The following is a 21,363-nucleotide window of genomic DNA, read 5'->3' on the forward strand; positions in this document are numbered from 1 at the left end:
ATAAGAATATTTTATTCTTTATTGGCAGAATACGTAATCTTTCCATTGTCTGCCTTCAATTCTACTTTTTTTCCGTTTTGGTAGAAGATAATTTGTTGGTCAGATGCAGTTTCAAACCTCGGCAATGGTTGTTTGTTGTAGTGAATGTTTCCTTTTTTGGTTTGAATGATGGCTTCTGCGTTGAGTTGATTCAAATTAAAATTCCCCGAAATTAATACCGCCCACAGTTTTTTGTAGCTTCCTTCTATATAGACTTGGGTTTCATCGCCTTCAAGCTGTACGTTGAGTTTTTTGGGAATGTAAAGATGCATCGTAATGGCAAAAACCTTATGTGCGCTGAGTTTGTCATTGGGCAATACAAAATCTTCTGCCAATTCGCACGAGAGTTGTAGTTTGTTGTTTTTGGTAGCTGTAATTACATTGACATCGCGATAGTACTCGCCTTCCATCTGCGTTTCTATTTTGAGCATATTTGTGTCTACACTGTAAATGTTGAGTTGAAATATTTTGTTCGTATGGATACGAATTTCCTCAATATCACTGACATTTATGGTTTGCTGTGTAGATTTTTGCGCATAACTTATGGCTGAAATGAGCAACAAAAAACAGAATATGTAACGAATCTTAAACATGTAAAATTTCAAAAATAATAGCTAAACTTATAAACTTCTCAACACATAAACTAAAAAAAGCGCTCATTGAGCGCTCTTTCTAATCTATTCGAATTGTTATTTTTGCATGTTTTTCGCTTCAATACTTAACGTAGCGTGTGGTACTAATTTTAGACGTTCAGGATTGATTAATTTACCTGTAACTCTACAAATACCATAGGTTTTATTCTCAATACGAATGATGGCATTTTTTAAATCGCGGATAAATTTTTCTTGACGAATTGCCAACTGCATGTTCTTTTCTTTCGACATGGTTGTCGAGCCTTCTTCAAACGCTTTAAACGTTGGTGAAGTATCATCCGTTCCATTATCGTGGTCGTTCATATAGGCACTTTTTAAAAGCGCTAAATCTTTTTGTGCCTGCTCAATCTTATCTTGAATTATCTTCTTGAATTCTGCAAGTTGCTTGTCTGAATATCTAATTTTAGTATCTTCCATGGTCTCTATACTTTTTTTATCAACAATACGGTGTTTACGTCATCGAAAGCAATTTCTGTTCCATTTTCTAGTTCGTCTATAAAATCTAATTTGGCAGTTAATGTTTCTGTTGTTAAATAGTCCAAATTACTATTGATAGCCTCCACTAATTGTGCATCTTTTTGTAGCATTACATGAATTTTATCGGTGACTTCAAATCCTGAATCTTTACGCTCGTTTTGGATTCTGTTTACCAGTTCCCTTGTGATTCCTTCTTTTCGTAACTCGTCAGTGATGGTCACGTCTAACGCTACCGTTATTCCTCCCGAATTGGCTACTAACCAACCTTCTATATCTTGCGAAGTAATTTCTACTTCTGTAATGTCTAATGTACTGTTTTTTCCGTTAATTTCTACGGATATTTTTCCTGTTTTTTCAATTTCCGCAATTTCCTCTTGTCCGAACTGCATAATTGCTGCCGCAGCGGCTTTCATGTCTTTTCCAAATTTAGGTCCTAACACCTTAAAATTCGGCTTTATTTGCTTGACTAATATGTCCGAAGCATCGTCTAATAATTCAATTTCTTTGACGTTTACTTCCGATTTGATTAATTCGGCAACAGCCGTAATTTCGGCTTTCGTTTGCGCATCCAACACAGGAATCATAATGCGTTGTAATGGCTGACGCACTTTTATCTTTTCTTTAGCTCTTAACGATAATACTAAAGAAGATATTGTTTGCGCGTTTTCCATTTTTCGCTCTAATGATTTGTCAATGAACGCTGCATCAAATTTTGGAAATTCAGCCAAATGTACACTTTCAAAGTTTTCTTTGTTGGTGGCTTGCGTTAAATCTTTGTAAAGTCGGTCCATATAGAATGGTGCAATTGGCGCGCCTAGTTTTGCAACCGTCAACATACACGTATATAGCGTTTGGTACGCCGATATTTTGTCGTGCTGATAGTCGCCTTTCCAGTATCTTCTTCGGCTTAAACGAACAAACCAGTTACTTAGGTTTTCCTGAACGAATTCTGAAATGGCTCTCGCAGCTTTTGTCGGTTCGTAATCCGCATAACTTTCATCCACAAGTTTGATGAGTGTGTGCAACTCCGAAAGTATCCAACGGTCAATTTCTGGGCGTTCTGCTAATGGAATTTCATCTTCGCTATAGGTAAAGTTGTCAATATTTGCATAGAGACAAAAGAACGAATACGTATTATATAAAGTTCCGAAGAATTTACGACGCACTTCTGCAATTCCGTCAAGGTCAAATTTTAAGTTGTCCCAAGGATTGGCATTGGAAATCATGTACCAACGCGTTGCATCTGGGCCGTATTCGTCAAGTGTTGTAAATGGATCTACCGCGTTTCCTAAACGTTTCGACATTTTTTGTCCGTTTTTGTCAAGTACCAAACCGTTAGACACAACATTTTTATAGGCTACCGAATCAAAAACCATCGTTCCTATCGCGTGAAGCGTATAAAACCATCCGCGTGTTTGGTCAACACCTTCCGCAATGAAGTTTGCAGGATAGCTTTCGTTGTTGTCTATTAGTTCTTTGTTTTCAAACGGATAATGCCACTGCGCATACGGCATCGAACCAGAGTCGAACCACACGTCAATTAAGTCACTTTCGCGCTTCATTGGTTTCCCAGAAGGCGATACTAAGGTGATTTGATCTACAATATGTTTGTGTAAGTCTACTTTTTCATAGTTTTCCTCTGACATGTTTCCAACTTCAAAATCGGCATAGACATCGTTGGTTTCAACACCAGCATCAATTGCTTTTTTAATTTCCGCTTTTAATTCTGCCAACGAGCCAATGATGAGTTCTTCTTTCCCATCTTCCGTACGCCAGATTGGCAAAGGAATTCCCCAAAAACGCGAGCGTGATAAGTTCCAGTCGTTCGCGCCAGCAATCCAGTTTCCAAAACGACCTTCTCCTGTCGATTTTGGTTTCCAGTTGATGGTTTGGTTTAAGTCGTACATTCTATCTTTTACATCCGTAATTTTGATAAACCACGAATCTAACGGATAGTATAAAATTGGTTTGTCCGTACGCCAGCAGTTTGGATAGCTATGGACATATTTTTCAACCTTAAAGGCTTTGTTTTCTGTTTTTAGTTTGATGGCTAGTTCAACATCCACTGATTTTTCAGGAGCTTCGCCATCGGCATAGTATTCATTTTTGACATATTTCCCTCCAAATTCGCCCAATTCTGGTCTGAAGCGTCCTTGTAAATCTACCAAAGGCACCAAGTTATCATTTTCATCTTTTACTAGTAATGGCGGCACTTCTGGAGTGGCTTCTTTGGCAACTTTCGCATCGTCTGCTCCAAATGTTGGCGCTGTGTGTACGATTCCTGTTCCATCTTCCGTCGTAACGAAATCACCCGAAATGACTCTAAACGCATTTTCAGGATTTTCGTGTGGCAATGCGTAGGTTAGCAATTGCTCGTATTTGATGCCTACTAAGTCATTTCCTTTGTGTTCACTTAGGATGAAATATGGTATTTTTTTATCGCCCTGTTGGTATGCTGCTACTTCTTCTTGCGATTCTACTTTCGTGAATTTACCTGCGAATTGCTTCCCCACCAAGTTTTTTGCCAATACGACATTGATTGGTTCAAATGTATACTGATTGTAGGTTTGCACTACAACATAGTCAATTTTCGGTCCAACTGTCAGCGCAGTGTTTGATGGAAGCGTCCAAGGCGTAGTCGTCCATGCTAAGAAATGTATGTCACCATCTACGTTTTGCAACGCTGCTGGTAAGGTTTCTTTGATGGCTTTGAATTGTGCTACTACCGTTGTATCTGTTACATCTTGATAGGTTCCTGGCTGATTCAACTCGTGCGAACTTAAACCCGTTCCTGCTTTTGGTGAATATGGTTGAATGGTGTAGCCTTTGTACATCAATCCTTTGTCATAGATTTGCTTGAGCAACCACCATACACTTTCCATATATTTTGGCTTGTACGTAATGTACGGATCGTCCATATTTACCCAATATCCAGTTCTGCGCGTCATGTTGTTCCAGATGTCTGTGTAGCGCATCACTGCTTTTTTACAAGCTTCGTTGTATTCGACAATCGAAATTTTCTTCCCGATGTCTTCTTTGGTGATGTTGAGTTCTTTTTCTACGCCCAATTCGATGGGAAGTCCGTGCGTATCCCAACCTGCTTTACGTTTTACTTGATATCCTTTGAGTGTTTTGTAACGACAAAAAATATCTTTAATGGCTCTCGCTAATACGTGATGAATTCCAGGCAATCCGTTTGCGGATGGTGGTCCTTCAAAAAATACGAAAGATTCGGCACCTTCGCGTGAAGTGATACTTTTTTCAAAGATGTTGTTTTCTTCCCAATAGTTGAGTATTTCCTCAGCAACTACAGGTAAGTTTAGTCCTTTATATTCTGTAAATTTATTAGCCATTTTTTCTGCTCTGTATTGAATTTGCGAAATTAATGAATTTCATTGAATTGTAATGGTTTAAATAAAAAAAGACCACTTGGTTGGCAAGTGGTCTTTGGTTTGTGTGTGATTCTGATTATTGAACGACTAGTTTTTTACTAATTTTTCCTGCTTCAGAATATATACTTATAACATAGATACCACTTGCAACATCGTGAATTGGAATTCGAATGACATTTTCTTGAAGTCCTTCATCGATACTTTTGATTTGCTGTCCTAAAATGGTATGCATTTCCATGTTTTCAAGCTTAAAATTGGTATTGTTGGTAATGACCAATTCTTCTGTTTTGGTGTCTGTATACATAATGATGCCTTCTTCCAAAATAGCTTCGTTAGTACTTAATACACTTTCAGGCTTAAATACTAGTGAGTATTTGTCATTGGTTTCTCCTACAGGAATATCGACTTGGAAATCGCTTTCGCGTAAATTGTGAGTCGCTCCCGTGAAGTTATTTTTAATGTAAATACCAATGTTGTCACTAATGTTTTCAACAGCGTCTAATTTGATTAATCCGCCTCCATTGGTTTCTGACACCAAACCTATAGGCACAACTCTGTCATTGTACAAGTTTTGAACTGCCTGAATTACATATTTATCTCCTTCCAATGCCCAATACATATCATTTTCAACAACGCCAATTGATTTTCCTTCGTATCCTAAATCAACATTATCTGTAGCGTTTCTATCAAACGTTAGCAAAATTTGACGATGATATCCTTCTGGATTTTTGTATCCCAAACGGATTTTTTGGCGTTTGTCTTCACGAATGCTTGCTGGTGTTGGCTCCGTGTCAAATTCGGTAGTTACTGTTTCATCAGTAGATGCTGGTCTGTTTGCTGAATTTTCAAACATTCCTGTGTCTCCAGTTTCGTCAGCCGTTTCTCTAGTAAAGAGCGAAAGTATAGAGGCTGGATTTTCAATAACGAGTCCCGCAGAGTTTCCACGTTGCGAATTGTTGAATTCTACTGTAGTGGTTATACCGTTTCCAGCATTTGAGTCACCTTGCACAAAGAATCCTTGTCCTACAGGAATAAATCGTCTAGGAGTTTTGGTTCCAGAGCCTGTTTGACTTACCGATGGATGCGATAGTGCTGGCGTTCCTCCACCTAATGTATAGGTTGCATATCCACCTTGATAATCGAGAAGGTTATGCGTACCTCCGCCCCAATGTTCCCATAAAAATATGGTTCCTGTAGTAGCATCGTTGGCTATGTTATCATTGATAAATTCGTTGGCATCTAGCGCAGACAGGTATGGATTTCCAACTAAATAGAGATTTCCATCATCTAATGGACCCACTGTAATGACTCCATTGTTTGGCTTTCCTCTAAATACATAGTTTTGCTCTTCTAATTCATCTGCAGTAGATGATACGCCTTTCATCGTATAGCCTTCTCCTGGTGAGATGCTTCCTGTGTTTCTCACAAATTGCCAAGCGTTGTAGTCTTCATCAGCACCGTTGACATATTTAAAAATCCATTCTGAACTGATTGTGAACGGAGAAGTATTTCCATCATCGTTTGTCGTCCATACAATTGCTCCAGGCGTACTTGGATTGGTTCCGTCAAGCAGCACATCACCCAATGTAAAATCTTGATTGTTTGCTGTGGTATTGATATCACTTACTGGCGACGACCAATAGTTATATGTGTATAGACTTGCCGTTCCTTGTTGATCTCTTTCAACATATCCTGCACTTGTAACGTCTAAGTCACTTCGTTCCGTTTGGCGGAATTGACTTTCTCCGTTAAGATCTATAACTCCATCTAGTTTGGTATACCATGTGTTTATAAGTTCAAATCCTGTTCCATTGGTAACAGTTAGTGGTGCAGTACTAGTCACTATAGGATTGGCTCCTGTCATAGTCAACGAAGCTCCTGTATCTACTAATAATCCTAATGTGGAATAATTTGCGCTGGCAGTAACATCATTTTTTATGTCTACAATTGACCAGTTAATACTGTTAGCTGATGGTGTATCCCATATTGTTCCATGCTCCCAAGTAGCATCGTCTGTCCAGTTTCCATCTGCGACACTTACATACGGCATTGGCGCAGTTTGCGGCACCAATCCTGACATGTTTTTCATAAATAATGTATTGTCATTCCCTGTAAGGTCTTCTATACGGTTTCCTGTTACAGAAGACATATTGTAATATCCTACCAAAGATGACCAAGCTACGTTTGCTCCTGAGGTAAAGTCTTCAATATCTTTTGGAATGACAGAACCGCGAACGTTACTTCCATTTTGTACAATTTCTTGATGTACCATTTCTCGAAGTTGGTCTTCGGTGAGTGCTACGTCAAATATTCGGACTTCGTCAATGTATCCTGTAAAGAAGCTGGTATTGTTAAATGTTCCCATACGGAACGGATTCGTATTGGAAGGCAATGGATCTATTCCTCCACCACCAATAAGGAAACCATTGAGATAGTTTCGAGCAGTTCCTGTGCTTGTGTTTACTACGATGGCAAAGTGTACCCAATCTGTCAAAGTACCTGTACCCGCTCTAGGTGTTCCTCCCGTTTGTCCTTCTTGTATTGCGAGCAAGCCTCCACTCAAATAAAATCTGAATTGACCTTCTACTCCCATGATGGTTCTGTTAGCCGTAGGAGAAGATTGACCTGGATTTCGTACCCAACCCATAATGGTGTAATCGGTTAGTGAAACCGACGTTGGCGATTTGTCTTCCACATAATCATCTACGCCGTCAAAAAACAGTGCGTTTGTTCCAGTGACCGTTTCTGGGTCGGCTAAAGTAAAATATTGTCCATCTTCCAAGTTTACACCTGTAAAAGTAACAACACCACCTACATTGGTTCCTTGATAGTTTTCAAAAGCTGTAAACGTATCTGAATCTGCAATATAAAGTTCTAAATCGTCTATGTTGGCAATTCCACTACTGCTCAAGTCAAATTCCAATTCAACAGTTCCTACATCAACTGAACTTTCACGAGCTACCCAAATTTTTTCTAGCATTCTCGTAGTACGTTCTGGCAATGTTGTTGTTTGGATTGTTTCTGTAAGTCCGTTGTTTCCAACTATTAAATAACTTAAGTTAGAATCGAATGAGCCCGATTCTTTGGTAATGGTGAGTACATCTGCTGGAGCAATGTTTACACTACTAGATTGCGTTTGTACAAATTGAGAGTTATCATCTCTAGCAATTCCAAATACATTGTATCCGTACCCTGCATTGACAGAACCATCCCATATTACGGTTCCGTTTGAGTCTACATAATCTTTACTCGTTCCTGCGTATCCAAAAGGTGATGCTGTATTGGTTGGAGTATCCCAAAATGCATCGTTAGAACCTAGTGTAATTCCGTATTTTAATGCCAAGTAAGATTCTACTCTTTCTAGTTCTGCTGTTGTTAAATCTCTATCATATACAATAACTTCAGCAATATCACCATTATATCTATATCCTGTACCGGAATTTCCAGAGTTTCTTCGAGCGCCAATTAAAACATCAACTCCTGCTGCGTCTCCAGATAAGATACCGTCATTACGGTCGGCTGGGTCTAATACTCCATTCATATACGGAGTTAGTCTTGTTAGCGGATCACCTGTGTTTGCTACGACACCAGCAGTTAATTTTGGTTCGTTTAGTGCATAGATAGTTCCCCAGCGTACAGCTTGTTGTGTAGCGCCGCCGCCAGTTCGCCCTAGTGTATGATGCAATACCCTATCAGTAGTTCCAAACCAAACTTGATAGTTTCGTACGTTATTATCTCCTTTACAGATTACTGTTCCTGTGGAAGTACCATTGGTAATTACCATCGTGATAATGGTCATTTCATCGGTAAGCGGCTGTAAGTCTAGTTCTGGTTGGTCTCCTAAATTTAGAAATTGGTTTCCTGTAAATCGTAATACAGGATTGTAATTTAATCCGTCTGTAACAATTTGCGCATCCGTAGTTCCTTGAGAAACTGCCGTAAAACCGTTTGGCGATTGATCTGTCCAACTGTCTACGTCTGTTCCTGTAAGTGTTGTTCCTACGTTAGCTTTTAGCCATAATTGTAAGTTTGTAGAGATGTTCCCTGGACTTGGAATTGGCACAACGCCATTACCTCCAATATTGAAAGAGAACGTTTGCTCTGATGGGTCTGGATCGTCATTTAAGATTTCTATGACGGCTGTGGCAGCTCCTGCTACTGTTGGCGTGTATCGAATGGTAAATGTGGTAGACTCCCCTGATGACAATACCAAATCGGTTGGTTGTGAAACAATTGAAAAATCTGTGTTTGAACCTGTTCCAAAACTTACTGGGCTTGCCGTCAATGTTAAGTCGGTAGTGGTTCCTGAGTTGGTAATGGTATAGGTTCTTTCTAAAAATCCTCCCGAAAGGAAGACACTTCCAAAATCTGTATGGTCTGCCGTTGATGGCACATTGATAGCACCGTCTGCTATTTCGACAGCATTTCCTGTAACGGTAATGTCTGGCGGCAATGATGAATTGGTAATATTAACGGTGTAATCTTCAACTTCTCCATAAAGATATGATTCACAAGAATTAAAGATAGGATCGTCTCCTTTCATTTGAACGCGCATTCTGGTATTTCCCGTTAAGGCACTAATCGGAATGGTAAAGTTCCCTACAATTGGAGTTGTCGTATTTGGCGAACTGGTAAAAACAGATTCTCCAGAATCCACAAAGTCTCCATCTTGATTGTAGTCAATCCAAACAGCAATTGCTTCGTTAAACATGGCTCCTGTCCATGTTTTGGTGATTGTAATATTGTAATTGGTTCCCACTTCCAAATCGGTTGGCGTAACAGAACCTGTAAAATCATTGTATCCTGATGCTGGTGCAGAAATTCCTTGGTTGTTATCCATGGTGTTTAATTGCACTCTACTAATGTGTTCTCCCGAGGGATCTGGAGCCGTAAAACCTCCAGGCGGCACACAGTATTGTGCATACATAAAGGAATAACATAGCAGTAACGCTAGGAATGAGTAGGTTTTTTTCATATTTTAAAGTATTAAGGCAGAGTAAATTTAATAAATCTAAACTTTCTTTTATGGTTTGGCAGGCATTTTAATTCATCAATTTAGACGAAAAACACGAATTTTTCGATATAATTTTTAAAAAATTATAAATCGGACTCTTTTTGTAGTCTTTTTCTTTTAATTTTAGACCTAAAAAGTGTAATTAAAACTTAGAATTAAATTTCTTCCAGGCGCAGAAATTCCAGAGGAGTATGTTCGGTAACGCTGATCGGTGATATTTTCAAGTGCAGCTGTTATATTAATGTTGTCGTTTATTTCAAAATTTGACTTCGCGTTGAAAGTCAACCATGAAGGTGAAAAAGGATTTCCATTTTCATCAATAGCATATAAATACGCTTTGCTTCGCTCAGATGGCGCAAGATTCTCAAACGTAATAGAACTGTTGAAATTGGTAAAAACGTCAAATTTAAAACGCTCGTTTTTATAGATAAAATGTACATTTCCAAAAATAGGCGACACATGTCGTAATGGAACACTTGTTCCATCTGCCTGTTCTTCTTCTCCTCTCGGAATGGTTAAATCGGCCGTAATTTGGGTTCGTTTGTCAAACTTCGCTGCAAAGCCAAATTCAAAACCATAGGTATATACTTTTGAGGCGTTTTGAATGGCTTGTACGTTGCTCAATTCCCCATTATACATAATTTCTGTTGCGCCATTCAGATTGAAGTCTTTTCGAATAAGTGCATCATCCAACAGGGTGTAAAAAGCGGTAAAATTGATATCAAATCTACTTCCTATTTTCTTCTGTATTCCAAATTCGGCACTGTACGCGTGCTCTGGAGCTAGGTTTGGATTGGGTACAATGACAGAACCAGGTTCAGAGTCGAACACTTTTCCGATGTCGTCAATATTGGGAGCTCGGAAAGCTGTACCGATATTTGCCGTAATTTGCCATTTGTTTGGCAACCAACTAAAACCAATACTTCCCGTAAAAGCTCCCGTACTTGTATTGGCTTCTGTAAACGGAAATGGATAGAAAGTTGTATCAAAATCGGCATGTATAAAGATGTGATTGTAACGCAACCCTGATTGTAAGGTGAATTTCGGATTCGGTTTGTATTCTAAACTTGCATATGCTGCCATGGATTGCCATGTAGCTCCATCAGGATATCGAGAAGCTGCATCGGTAATTTCGTCTGTGGTGATGTTTTTATCGTATCCATCAGAGTGCACTTTGTTGTACACATATTCCAATCCGTAGAAGGTTTTTATTTTGGGATTGAATCGTTTTTCAAAATCCAAGCTCGATGATATCGCGTCTACTTTTTCTTCTGTTACATTTAGAATAACATCTTGAAAATTTCGGCTGTTTCTGCTTTCTTCAAATCGTTGGTAGGCATTGGTAAACTTTACATTGTCGTAATAGGTATTGTTCCCTTTTTTTTGGGTTTGAAAGTTTGCCATAAACCAGCGTTGCGGACCGTAATACCAGTCACCAAAACGAAGTGCTTCGTTGCGATATTGAATTAAACGATCGTATCGAGGATAGTCTGAAGTGGTAGCGTAATGCAGTCCCAAATCAAATTCCCAAATATCGTCTGAAACCAACTTTGCACGCTGTGTCAAATTGAGTTGACTGTATCCTGTAAATCGCTGATTGAGTGGATTTGAGTTATTAACAACAACATCTTGTCCATTGATAGACGTCACAAATTCAGGACGCAGATATTCGTCTCTACCATTTTCGCCCATACGCAAATCGTCAAAATCGCTGTAGCTTACACTGGTTAAAAACGCCCATTTTTTAAGTCCGATATTAATATCAAAATGTCCTGTTTTTTCTCTGTTAGCAGAAGCATAACGCGTATTGGCATTACCTGAAACAAGCGTTTCTTCACTCCATGAGAGTTTAGGTGTTTTAGTGTAAAAATTCATCACACCACCAATAGCATCACTTCCATAAATGACAGAGCCTGGTCCAAGAATTACTTCTGTATTTTTTATAGTAAATGGATCAATCGATATCACGTTTTGAATATTTCCACCACGAAATATCGCATTGTTCATTCGTACACCATCTACCGACAGCAAGAGTCTGTTTGTAGAAAATCCCCTAATCATTGGGCTTCCACCGCCAAGTTGACTTTTTTGGACAAATATTTTCCCGCTTCGTTCTAGTAAATCGGCAGCGGTTTGTGGAGTCGTATAGACAATTTCTTTACTATCTATACTCACAATTTTTTGAGGAATTTCTTTTTTGTTTTGTTGCCATTTAGATACTGAAATGACGATTTTGGACAATTCTGCGGTTTCTTTTACTAGGTAAACAATATTTTTATTTTCGAGAATTTGCTGTTTGGTGTAGCTAACTGGCAAGTAGGAAATGTGGCGAAATGTAATTTTTTCGTCATCTGCAAAGATAGAAATATCCATTTTCCCTCGCGCATTGGTGATGCCACCTTTAGATTGATTGTCATTGTACACATTAACACTAGAAATATTTCTGTTGTTAACGATGTCTTTTACTTGAATTTCTTGACCAAAAAGAGCTTGCGAAAAAATAAAAGAGATGAATACGACAATACCTTTTATTTTATTTGAATACTTCATGTAACACTTCCATTGATTTTGGTTGCCTAAATCCCTGCAAATGTAATTTAAAATATTGAATGAATATTGCAAGGAGTTCATTTCTTCTTTCTGAAGACAACTTTATGGTATTTAGTGCATCAAATTTTATGCCTATTAACTGTTTGAAGTATGTTAAATTTTCTCCTGTAATACATTGGTTCAGCGTGCTGCTATCAAAGAATTGACCTTCTTGCAAGTCAAAGTATGCGCGGTGGATGTTTTTGGTTTCTGGAAAGAAGCCAAAGTACTTGGTTAGATTGGTTAAAAATACCAAATGAAAGTTAGAAATTTCGTCATTCATATCGAGCCATTGTAGCGCATTTTCGATAAATTCAAAAAGTGCTTCGTTTTTTTCTTCTTCTTGAATGGAATAGTTTAATATTTCCGATAGAAATAATGCAATAGCACTTTTGGTAACTTGTGTATGAATAGACGCGTATGGATGCACCGTTTTGACATCTTTTATGTATTCTAAACTACCTTTGTTTTTGTGATTGGCAACAATTTCAAGCTGCGTCAATGGTTGAAAGTACGCAATTTTTAATTTTCCCTTTTTTGATTTGAGAATACCGCGCAGCAAGTAACTTTTAATTCCGTCGGAAGCCGTAAAACATTTGACAATGACGCTGGAATCACCATATTTTATGGCAGCAATGACAATGGCTTTAGTTGTGACTAGCATTTAGCGAATAATCATCACTTTGGTGACTTTAGTTTCGGTGCCGTCTTCACTAGCAATTAGAATAAGATATACACCTGATGCTACTTTGTGTCTGCCAAAAGCTGTGGTATCCCAAAGCAACGTTCCGCCTTCTGTAGTGGCCTCAAACACCAAGTTTCCTTCAATATCTGTAATTTTTACATTGGCGTTATTGGTGAGCCCAGTAATGGTCAAATCGCCATCATAGCCTGGTCGCACAGGATTTGGATACGCATATACATTTTCCAATGTTTCTTTTGGTGAAGTTGACGTTCCTTGAAAAGATAATAATCCTTTTGCGGTTGCCATATACACGCGTCCTGTTTCTGCGTCAATTTCTATATTGTTTACCGTGTTTGTTGGTAATGGCGAATTGTCTTTGGTGAAATGTGCTAAGGTTTCTGTGGCATCGGGCGACATATAGAACACACCTGAAGCCGAAGTCGCAATCCATTTGTTATTAGAACCATCTACTTCAATATCAGTTACCGTTTGTTCAAAGAGTAATTCTTTCGGTACGCCGTCTTCATCTACAATGATGATATCATTTGACTGTGGATTGCTATCATCAAAAATGCCATCAGCTCCAAAATATACTCGAATTCCTTTCACCGTTCCAATCCACAGATTTCCAGAATTGTCTACACGAACAGCTCGCACATCTGTTGTGGGCAGATTTCCAGATTCGTCTTCGTTGATTGCCGTAAAACGAGAACCTGTACTTCGGGTTTCATCAAAAGCTAAGACTCCGTGATTTTGTGTTGCGATAAATTTAATACCGCCATCACTGATTTCTATTTTTGAGAGTCCATTTTCTCCACCAAAAGGATCGCTTATTGCTTCCGTTATGGAAAAAGAATCCCATTGTCCGTTGCTTCGCAAAACTTTGATTCCGTTGTCTACTTTAGAGTTTAACACCCAAAGGTCGCCGTTTTCATCAAATCTTGTTTCTCCAATTCGTATGTCAATATACGTTGGTACGCCAATGTCTAATGATTCCAATCCGCTGTTGGTGGTGTTTAAAATTTCGACAGGCATATTGTCTTCTACTTTTAAAATTCCTGAGAAAAAAGAACTTAGAAAGACTTCACTGGTATTGGACGGATTTACCGTTGCATGCACGATACTTTTTGCGTCAAAATCAGTTGTATACGGAATGTTTGTCCAAGCCATGTCTTGTAAATGACTTACACCTCTATTGTCTAATGGATATGGATTGTATCCTGCGGTATAATCGCCATACACTACCCATAGTTCGTTTGGAATTGCTGTAATGGAAAAGGTATTATTTAGCAAAGGACCATCCGGTAATATTTGGTTTGCCGCTAGTGGCATAGAAAATGTTGTTTGTAATATTCCTTCTTTTTCTGTTCCAACGTATAAGGTTTCTCCTAATAGCAATGCTGCATTAAATTCTAGTGCTGGAAAATCTTCAAAATTTTGAACATTTGCAATTTCATTGAGTTGCATGTCGTATATGTGTACTTGCGAATTGTGCACTAAAACCATATAGTTTTCTGCGACTTTTAAATCCTCTATTTGTGTTGCATATTGAGGAATTGAAGCAATTACAGAAAAGCTTGTTCCATTATACTGATACATTCTTCTGTTTAAATTTACCGCGTATAATTCCTCACCAAAAGCAGTAATTCCAACCCAATTAGAAGTAATGACACGCTCCCATTCTTCGAAATCGATGAGATTGTCATTGTCAATCGTTGCTCTAAATATCCCCACATTTGTAGCTGCATAGATAAATTCACCCATAACTGTCGTTTGGCGAACTTCTACCTGACTTCCGTTAGGTCCAATAAAATACGTGTCTCCAAATTCTAAGGCATTGATATCGTAGAGTGAAATTCCAAAATCGGTAGATAAGTAAAGTATCCCGTTGTATTCTAAAATATGATTGATGGCTTTTTGGTTTGGCGGAATCGTTGGCTTGTCAACAATATCAACCACTTTATTAATTTGTTCCGAAGACGGATCAAAAACTTCTAAAAGTCCATTACCGTAACCGAGTACATATTTGTCAGCAGATTGACTGTAAAAAGCGGTACTGATTTCTTCTCCTGAAAGTCCGTTGACCGTTGAAAACTTCGTGATTTCGTTGCTTTGTAAGTCGTACGTAAAGAATGAATTTTCAGAAGCACCATAAATTTTATCCGCACTTTGCGATATGTTTACAATTTTGTTATAGGAATAGTGACCTAACCAAGAATTGTTGGCGGATTGACTATATACCGTGACATAACAGATAAGTAATAACCAATACAAACGTTTCCTCATTCGTCTTTTTTTTATGCGATTTTTATAGAAAGTACCTTTAAATGAATGTGTTATCATGCAAAAAGGCAGCTCTTATGGTAAATTTTACCAAATATATTTAATAATAACGTAACTAAATTGCTTATCATATATTATTGCATAAAAAAAGCTTTCCACATTGAAATTGTAGAAAGCTTTTAGTTGTATTTATTTGATTGTTTAGATAACGCCTTGTGCAATCATAGCATCAGCAACTTTTACGAAACCAGCAATATTTGCTCCTTTTACGTAATCAATGAAACCGTTTTCATCTTTTCCGTATTCTTCGCAAGCTGCGTGAATATCTTTCATGATTTCCTTTAATTTTTTATCTACTTCTTCACGTGTCCAACTGTAACGCAATGAGTTTTGTGTCATTTCCAAACCTGAAGTTGCTACACCACCAGCATTGGATGCTTTTCCTGGCGCAAATAATATTTTATTGTTTAAGAAAACTTCAATAGCTTCTGGCGTAGAAGGCATGTTGGCACCTTCGCTCACACAGATACATCCGTTATCAATAAGCGTTTGTGCTTCTTCTCCGTTCAATTCGTTTTGAGTTGCACATGGCAATGCTACATCACACGCAACGCTCCATGGTCGTTCACCTTCGTGATAGGTTGCAGAAGGATATTTGTCTAAATATTCTTTGATGCGTCCTCTTTTTACATTTTTAAGCTCCATGATGAATGCTAACTTATCAGCATCAATTCCATCTGCATCGTGAATAAATCCTGAAGAATCAGACATCGTCACTACTTTAGCTCCAAATTGTGTTGCTTTTTCAACGGCATATTGTGCCACGTTTCCAGAACCTGAAACTGTAACTGTTTTTCCATCAAACGATTCGCCTCTAGTTTCTAACATGCTTTGCGCAAAGTACACGTTTCCGTATCCTGTTGCTTCTGGACGAATTAACGATCCGCCCCATGTTCTTCCTTTTCCAGTCAATACGCCTGTAAATTCATTTCGCAACTTTTTGTACATTCCGAAAAGATATCCAATTTCGCGTCCACCAACACCAATATCACCCGCAGGAACATCTGTGTCTGGCCCAATATGTCTAAACAATTCAGACATAAATGCTTGACAAAAACGCATGATTTCTACATCTGATTTTCCTTTTGGATTAAAATCAGATCCTCCTTTTCCTCCGCCCATCGGAAGTGTTGTTAAGCTATTTTTAAAGACTTGCTCAAACGCTAAGAATTTAAGAATGCTCAAGTTTACACTTGGATGAAAACGCAAACCACCTTTGTAAGGTCCGATAGCAGAATTCATTTGAACTCTATATCCACGATTTACTTGAATTTCTCCATTGTCATCAACCCACTGAACTCTAAACATAATGACACGCTCAGGTTCAACCATTCTTTCAAGTATCTTTGTTCCTTTATATTTTTCCTTACCTTCAATATAAGGGATTACAGCTTCCGCAACTTCTTGAACCGCCTGTAAAAATTCAGGTTCATGTCCGTTTGTCTGCTTTACCAAGTCTAAAAAGTCTTTTACTTTTGCTTCCATAAACGAAGTTTGATTAACACATTTTTATTTAAATCATTATTTGACGGTGCAAATATACGTTTAATTAAAAAATAACAGTGTTTTTTTTATAATTTGATAATCTTCAAACGTTTTCGAATAACATACCTTTAAATCGCCCATTTGTTGTAAGAGTATAATGATAAATGGTAGTTAATCCACTTTTTGTTTTTTTGTTTTGCGGGTTTTTATATATTTGCTGTATAGCCTCATATTAATACTGGTTTATAACATGTTAAATAGAATCCGCCCTATCTTCCTACTTTTCATGCTTATGTGTGTAGGAACAACCTATGCCCAATTTGGTTTTTCTCACGAAATCGGATTTATTATTGGCCCTAACGCATTCCAGTCAGATTATGGGGAGCGTAATGACTTTGAAACGAACATTGGAAATGTCGGCGCAGAGTTCGGTATTGTCCATTATTTAAACTTTTCTTACCGTGCAGAATGTAACTGTTTTACACGATATACCTATTTTAATGACCACTTTAAAGTTCGAAATGAATTAACGTACACTACCGTTAATTTAGAACACTTTGGACGATATGTTGGAGATGATAAAGTATCTGAAACGGCAAATCAATTACGTGCCATGAGCGGAAATACACGCGTGATTAACTTAGGAACGCAATTAGAATATTTTCCAAGAAGTATCCGTGAGTTTGAAAGCGGCGGCTATTTATTAGCACCGTATGCGGCATTGGGAGCACAATATCATTATTATACACCAACAGTAGAATCTAGTTTAGGACGATTGACAGATCCTGATGTATTGCCAATAAAATATCAAGATGCATACAGAAACGAATCGAGTTCTACATGGTCTATTGTTGCCAGCGTGGGAACACGTTACAAACTCACCGAAGTATCTGATTTATTGTTTGACCTACGTTGGAGATATTATTTTTCAAACTGGGTTGACGGATTGAATCCTGATGAAAATTTATATCCAGAAAACAAAGCAAACGACTGGAGTTTTGTCATTAGTTTTGGATATATTTATTATTTAGACTTTTAAAAAACCTTACAATATACATGAAAGCCATTCCGTTTAGAATGGCTTTTGTTTGTGTTTTTATCTAAAATTTTATACTGAAAGTGCTTGTTCTAAATCGGCAATAAGATCTTCTGCATCTTCAATACCAACACTTAAACGAATTAAAGCGTCAACAATACCTACTTTTTCTCTTTCTTCTTTGGGAATGCTTGCATGCGTCATACTTGCGGGATGACCTGCCAAGGATTCTACACCTCCGAGCGATTCTGCTAGCGTGAATATTTTTAAATTTTCAATAATTTTAATAGCTTCATCGTAATCATTGCCTTTCGTAACAAACGAAATCATTCCACCAAAACCGTTCATCTGCTTTTTAGCAATATCATGATTGGGATGTGTTTTGAATCCTGGCCAATACACTTTTGAAATTTTCGGATGATTCGCCAAATATTCAGCAACAGCTTTGCCATTTTCACAATGACGTTGCATGCGAACATGTAAGGTTTTGATACCGCGTAATGCCAAAAAACAATCCATCGGACCGCAAATAGCACCACTTGCATTTTGAATGAAATACAATTTGTTTGCCAACACTTTGTCTTTTACCACCAACGCGCCCATCACCAAATCGCTGTGTCCGCCAATATATTTGGTAACGGAATGCATCACAATATCAGCTCCTAAATCTAACGGACGTTGCAAATACGGTGTGGCAAACGTATTGTCAACGGCTAATAATACATTGTGTGTTTTCGCAACCGTAGAAACCGCTTCAATATCAATAATATTCATCATCGGATTGGTAGGCGTTTCTATCCAAATGAGTTTGGTGTTTGTATTGATAAATTCTTCAATGGTAGCAGCGTTTTCCATATTTACAAAATGAAATTTGATACCGAAATCCTCAAAGACTTTTGTGAATAAACGATAGCTTCCGCCATACAAATCGTTCGTAGCAATGACCTCATCACCCGATTTTAAGAGTTTTAAAACTGCATCAATAGCTGCCAAACCCGAACCAAAAGCCATTGCGTGATTTCCATTTTCCAAACTTGCCAACGCGTTTTCCAATGCCGTTCGCGTCGGATTTTTTGAACGTGCATATTCATATCCTTGATGTTTGCCAGGCGAACGTTGTGCAAAGGTTGATGTTTGATAAATGGGCGGCATCACAGCGCCATACGCCTTGTCAGGTTGTTGTCCGCCGTGAATGGTTTTGGTATTAAATTTCATAAATTCGCTTTAAGTTGCTTTACAAATTTACCATTTCATTTATTAGTTTTCAGATTATCAACGTACCTTTAGCAATCCATAACTTTTTTATTGAAATGATGTATAAACATAACAACTTCTTTACGTATTTATTTTTAGTATGTTTTTTGTGTAGCACGCAAGCATTCAGTCAAAATTTTACAAAACAAGATACCTTACGCGGCTCCATCACGCCAGAACGCGCTTGGTGGGACTTGACACATTATCACTTAGATATTACGGTGAATCCTTCCGAAAGAACTATCGCGGGAAGCAATACCATTCAATATAAAGTCCTAACAAACGGACAAAAAACGCTTCAAATTGATTTGCAACCACCATTGCAATTGACAAAAGTGGTACAAGATGGCGAAGAGCTACAAATTAAACATGATGGAAACGCACATTTTATTCATCTCACAAAAAAACAAGAATTGGGAGAAATAAACAGTATACAAGTTTTTTATGAAGGAAAACCAAAAGTTGCCAAAAGACCACCTTGGGATGGCGGAATTACCTGGAAAAAAGACGCTAACGGTTTGCCGTTTATTGCTTCTTCCTGTCAAGGATTGGGCGCAAGCGTTTGGTGGCCGTGTAAAGATCACATGTATGACGAAGTGGATAGCATGAAAATTAGCGTGAATGTGCCTAAGAATTTAATGAATGTGTCTAACGGACGCTTGGTGAAGGTTGAAGAAAAAGACAACGATACCAAAACCTTTCATTGGAATGTGGTGAATCCGATTAATAATTATGGTGTGAATATTAATATTGGCGATTATGTCCATTTTGGCGAAAAATACGAAGGCGAAAATGGCACATTGGACATGGACTATTACGTATTGCGTGATAATTTAGACAAAGCCAAAGAACAATTTAAAGATGCTGCGCGTACGATGGAAGCCTTTGAGCATTGGTTTGGACCGTATCCGTTTTATGAAGATAGTTACAAGCTTGTGGAAGCGCCGTATTTGGGCATGGAACATCAAAGTTCGGTGACGTATGGAAACGGTTATGTGAATGGTTACAGAGGTTTTGATTTGAGCAGAACAGGCTGGGGAATGAAGTTTGATTTTATCATTGTACACGAATCTGGACACGAATGGTTTGCCAATAATATTACCAATATTGACATTGCTGACATGTGGATTCATGAAAGTTTTACGGCGTATTCTGAAAATTTATTTTTGGATTATTTCTATGGAAAAAAAGCAAGCTCCGAATATGTCATCGGAACGCGCGGAAGTGTAAGCAATGACCGTCCGATTATCGGAATTTATAATGTAAATCATGAAGGTTCGGGCGATATGTATTATAAAGGTGCGAATATGTTGCACACCATTCGTCAATTAATCGACGATGACGAAAAATGGCGCAGTATTTTGCGTGGCTTGAATAAAGATTTCTACCATCAAACCGTGAATACACAACAGATTGAAAGTTACATCAGTGAAAAATCGGGAATTGATTTGTCTTCGGTATTCGATCAATATTTACGCACCACCGACATTCCTGTACTTCGTTATAAAAGAGATGGAAACAAATTTGTGTATCGCTGGGAAAATGCGGTGGACGATTTTGACATGAAGGTACAAATGGCGCTCAATGGAGAATTGGTTTGGCTGTCGCCAACGACCAAATGGCAAACAAAAAAGCTTGCTGCAGAAGTTTCTACAGTAGAATTGAATCCGAATTTTTACGTAACGATTGAAGAATCGAAATGATTTAGGTTTTTTTTTGATTGCTTATAAACGCTTATCTTTCAGTTTTTTATAAAAAACTATAGATTCGTCTTTACTTCGTCATGCTGTCTATCTGTAATTTCTACCCAAATCTGGACGGTCTTCATAAAAATCTTCAAAAGTTTTATCCGTGGTATAATCATCTTTTAAGACTTTATATACTGTAAAAATTAAAAGTGCTTGACCAAGTACAACCAAAAAGAATACGAGACCAAACGGCATATTCATAGTCGAAAAAATAGTCACAGTAATAAGTATTAGCGTCGTAAGACCTAATAAAAACATTGCATTGATTTTCATAATATTTTTTTTGTTTACAATTTAATGAAAAATGTTAAACAAAAATAGTATTTAGCTGCTTTATTTTTTGATGCGATGACAAGGGTTTGAAACGTTAGCACGAGCTACAAACTCTTAAGCATCTAATAAAAAGGGAAATATCTTCTAATTCTTATGAACTTAATTGATGTGAATATCTCTTCAATTTGATCACATAAAATACATGGTATAAATACTCTAGAATTATCCTTCAGAATTATAACATAATAAAAGTATTCATCCCAAAAAAAGAATTTCATTCTATTCTCAAAGGATGTTACTGAGAAATTACACTCAATTTTATTTATTTCAGCTGTATTAAACTCAACTTTTTTTCCAGCCCTTGAGTATTCGGCT

The 21,363-nt window shown here is 37.8% G+C and carries 12 protein-coding genes; 2 read left to right on the forward strand and 10 right to left on the reverse strand.

Features of this window, described 5'->3' with window-relative positions; genetic code table 11:
* Positions 1–11: 11 nt before the first annotated feature.
* From C8N46_RS15430 to gdhA, 8 genes are all read right to left on the reverse strand, one after another.
* Positions 12–632, reverse strand: coding sequence for a hypothetical protein (locus C8N46_RS15430; RefSeq protein ID WP_108115810.1), 621 nt, complete (start codon positions 630–632; stop codon positions 12–14).
* A 96-nt stretch (positions 633–728) separates the two neighbouring features.
* On the reverse strand, positions 729–1,109 hold the full coding sequence (locus tag C8N46_RS15435) for a TraR/DksA family transcriptional regulator (RefSeq protein WP_108115811.1): 381 nt from the start codon (positions 1,107–1,109) through the stop codon (positions 729–731).
* Positions 1,110–1,114: 5 nt separating this feature from the next.
* A complete protein-coding gene (gene ileS, locus C8N46_RS15440; protein ID WP_108115812.1) occupies positions 1,115–4,522 on the reverse strand; it encodes an isoleucine--tRNA ligase in 3,408 nt (1,135 codons plus the stop codon).
* A gap of 115 nt (positions 4,523–4,637) precedes the next feature.
* The gene (locus tag C8N46_RS15445) at positions 4,638–9,536 is read right to left on the reverse strand and encodes a LamG-like jellyroll fold domain-containing protein (protein ID WP_108115813.1); all 4,899 of its coding nucleotides are present in this window, start codon (positions 9,534–9,536) and stop codon (positions 4,638–4,640) included.
* Between the two features lie 168 nt (positions 9,537–9,704).
* The gene (locus C8N46_RS15450) at positions 9,705–12,125 is read right to left on the reverse strand and encodes a TonB-dependent receptor plug domain-containing protein (protein WP_108115814.1); all 2,421 of its coding nucleotides are present in this window, start codon (positions 12,123–12,125) and stop codon (positions 9,705–9,707) included.
* Entirely contained in the window at positions 12,109–12,828 is a 720-nt protein-coding gene (gene recO / locus C8N46_RS15455) for a DNA repair protein RecO (protein WP_108115815.1), read from the reverse strand. The genes C8N46_RS15450 and recO overlap by 17 nt, the downstream gene beginning before the upstream one ends.
* A complete protein-coding gene (gene porZ / locus C8N46_RS15460) occupies positions 12,829–15,135 on the reverse strand; it encodes a type IX secretion system anionic LPS delivery protein PorZ (protein WP_158269171.1) in 2,307 nt (768 codons plus the stop codon). It lies immediately after the preceding gene.
* A gap of 198 nt (positions 15,136–15,333) precedes the next feature.
* Positions 15,334–16,677 (reverse strand): NADP-specific glutamate dehydrogenase, encoded by a 1,344-nt coding sequence (gdhA, locus tag C8N46_RS15465; protein WP_108115817.1) that lies wholly within the window; start codon positions 16,675–16,677, stop codon positions 15,334–15,336.
* Between the two features lie 250 nt (positions 16,678–16,927).
* Between gdhA and C8N46_RS15470 the strand changes: the two genes are divergently transcribed.
* Positions 16,928–17,716, forward strand: coding sequence for a THC0290_0291 family protein (locus C8N46_RS15470; RefSeq protein ID WP_245896886.1), 789 nt, complete (start codon positions 16,928–16,930; stop codon positions 17,714–17,716).
* Positions 17,717–17,785: 69 nt separating this feature from the next.
* On the opposite strand, the gene C8N46_RS15475 is transcribed toward C8N46_RS15470, so the two are convergent.
* The gene (locus C8N46_RS15475) at positions 17,786–18,928 is read right to left on the reverse strand and encodes a cystathionine gamma-synthase (protein WP_108115819.1); all 1,143 of its coding nucleotides are present in this window, start codon (positions 18,926–18,928) and stop codon (positions 17,786–17,788) included.
* Between the two features lie 95 nt (positions 18,929–19,023).
* On the opposite strand from C8N46_RS15475, the gene C8N46_RS15480 reads away from it, so the two are divergent.
* Positions 19,024–20,670 (forward strand): M1 family metallopeptidase, encoded by a 1,647-nt coding sequence (locus C8N46_RS15480; protein ID WP_108115852.1) that lies wholly within the window; start codon positions 19,024–19,026, stop codon positions 20,668–20,670.
* 87 nt (positions 20,671–20,757) lie between these two features.
* Here C8N46_RS15480 and C8N46_RS15485 read toward each other — a convergent pair whose 3' ends face one another.
* Positions 20,758–20,988: a hypothetical protein gene (locus C8N46_RS15485; protein WP_108115820.1), complete on the reverse strand. Its 231-nt coding sequence runs from the start codon at positions 20,986–20,988 to the stop codon at positions 20,758–20,760.
* Positions 20,989–21,363: the final 375 nt, after the last annotated feature.

The organism is Kordia periserrulae (assembly GCF_003054265.1).
Taxonomy (GTDB): Bacteria; Bacteroidota; Bacteroidia; order Flavobacteriales; family Flavobacteriaceae; genus Kordia; species Kordia periserrulae.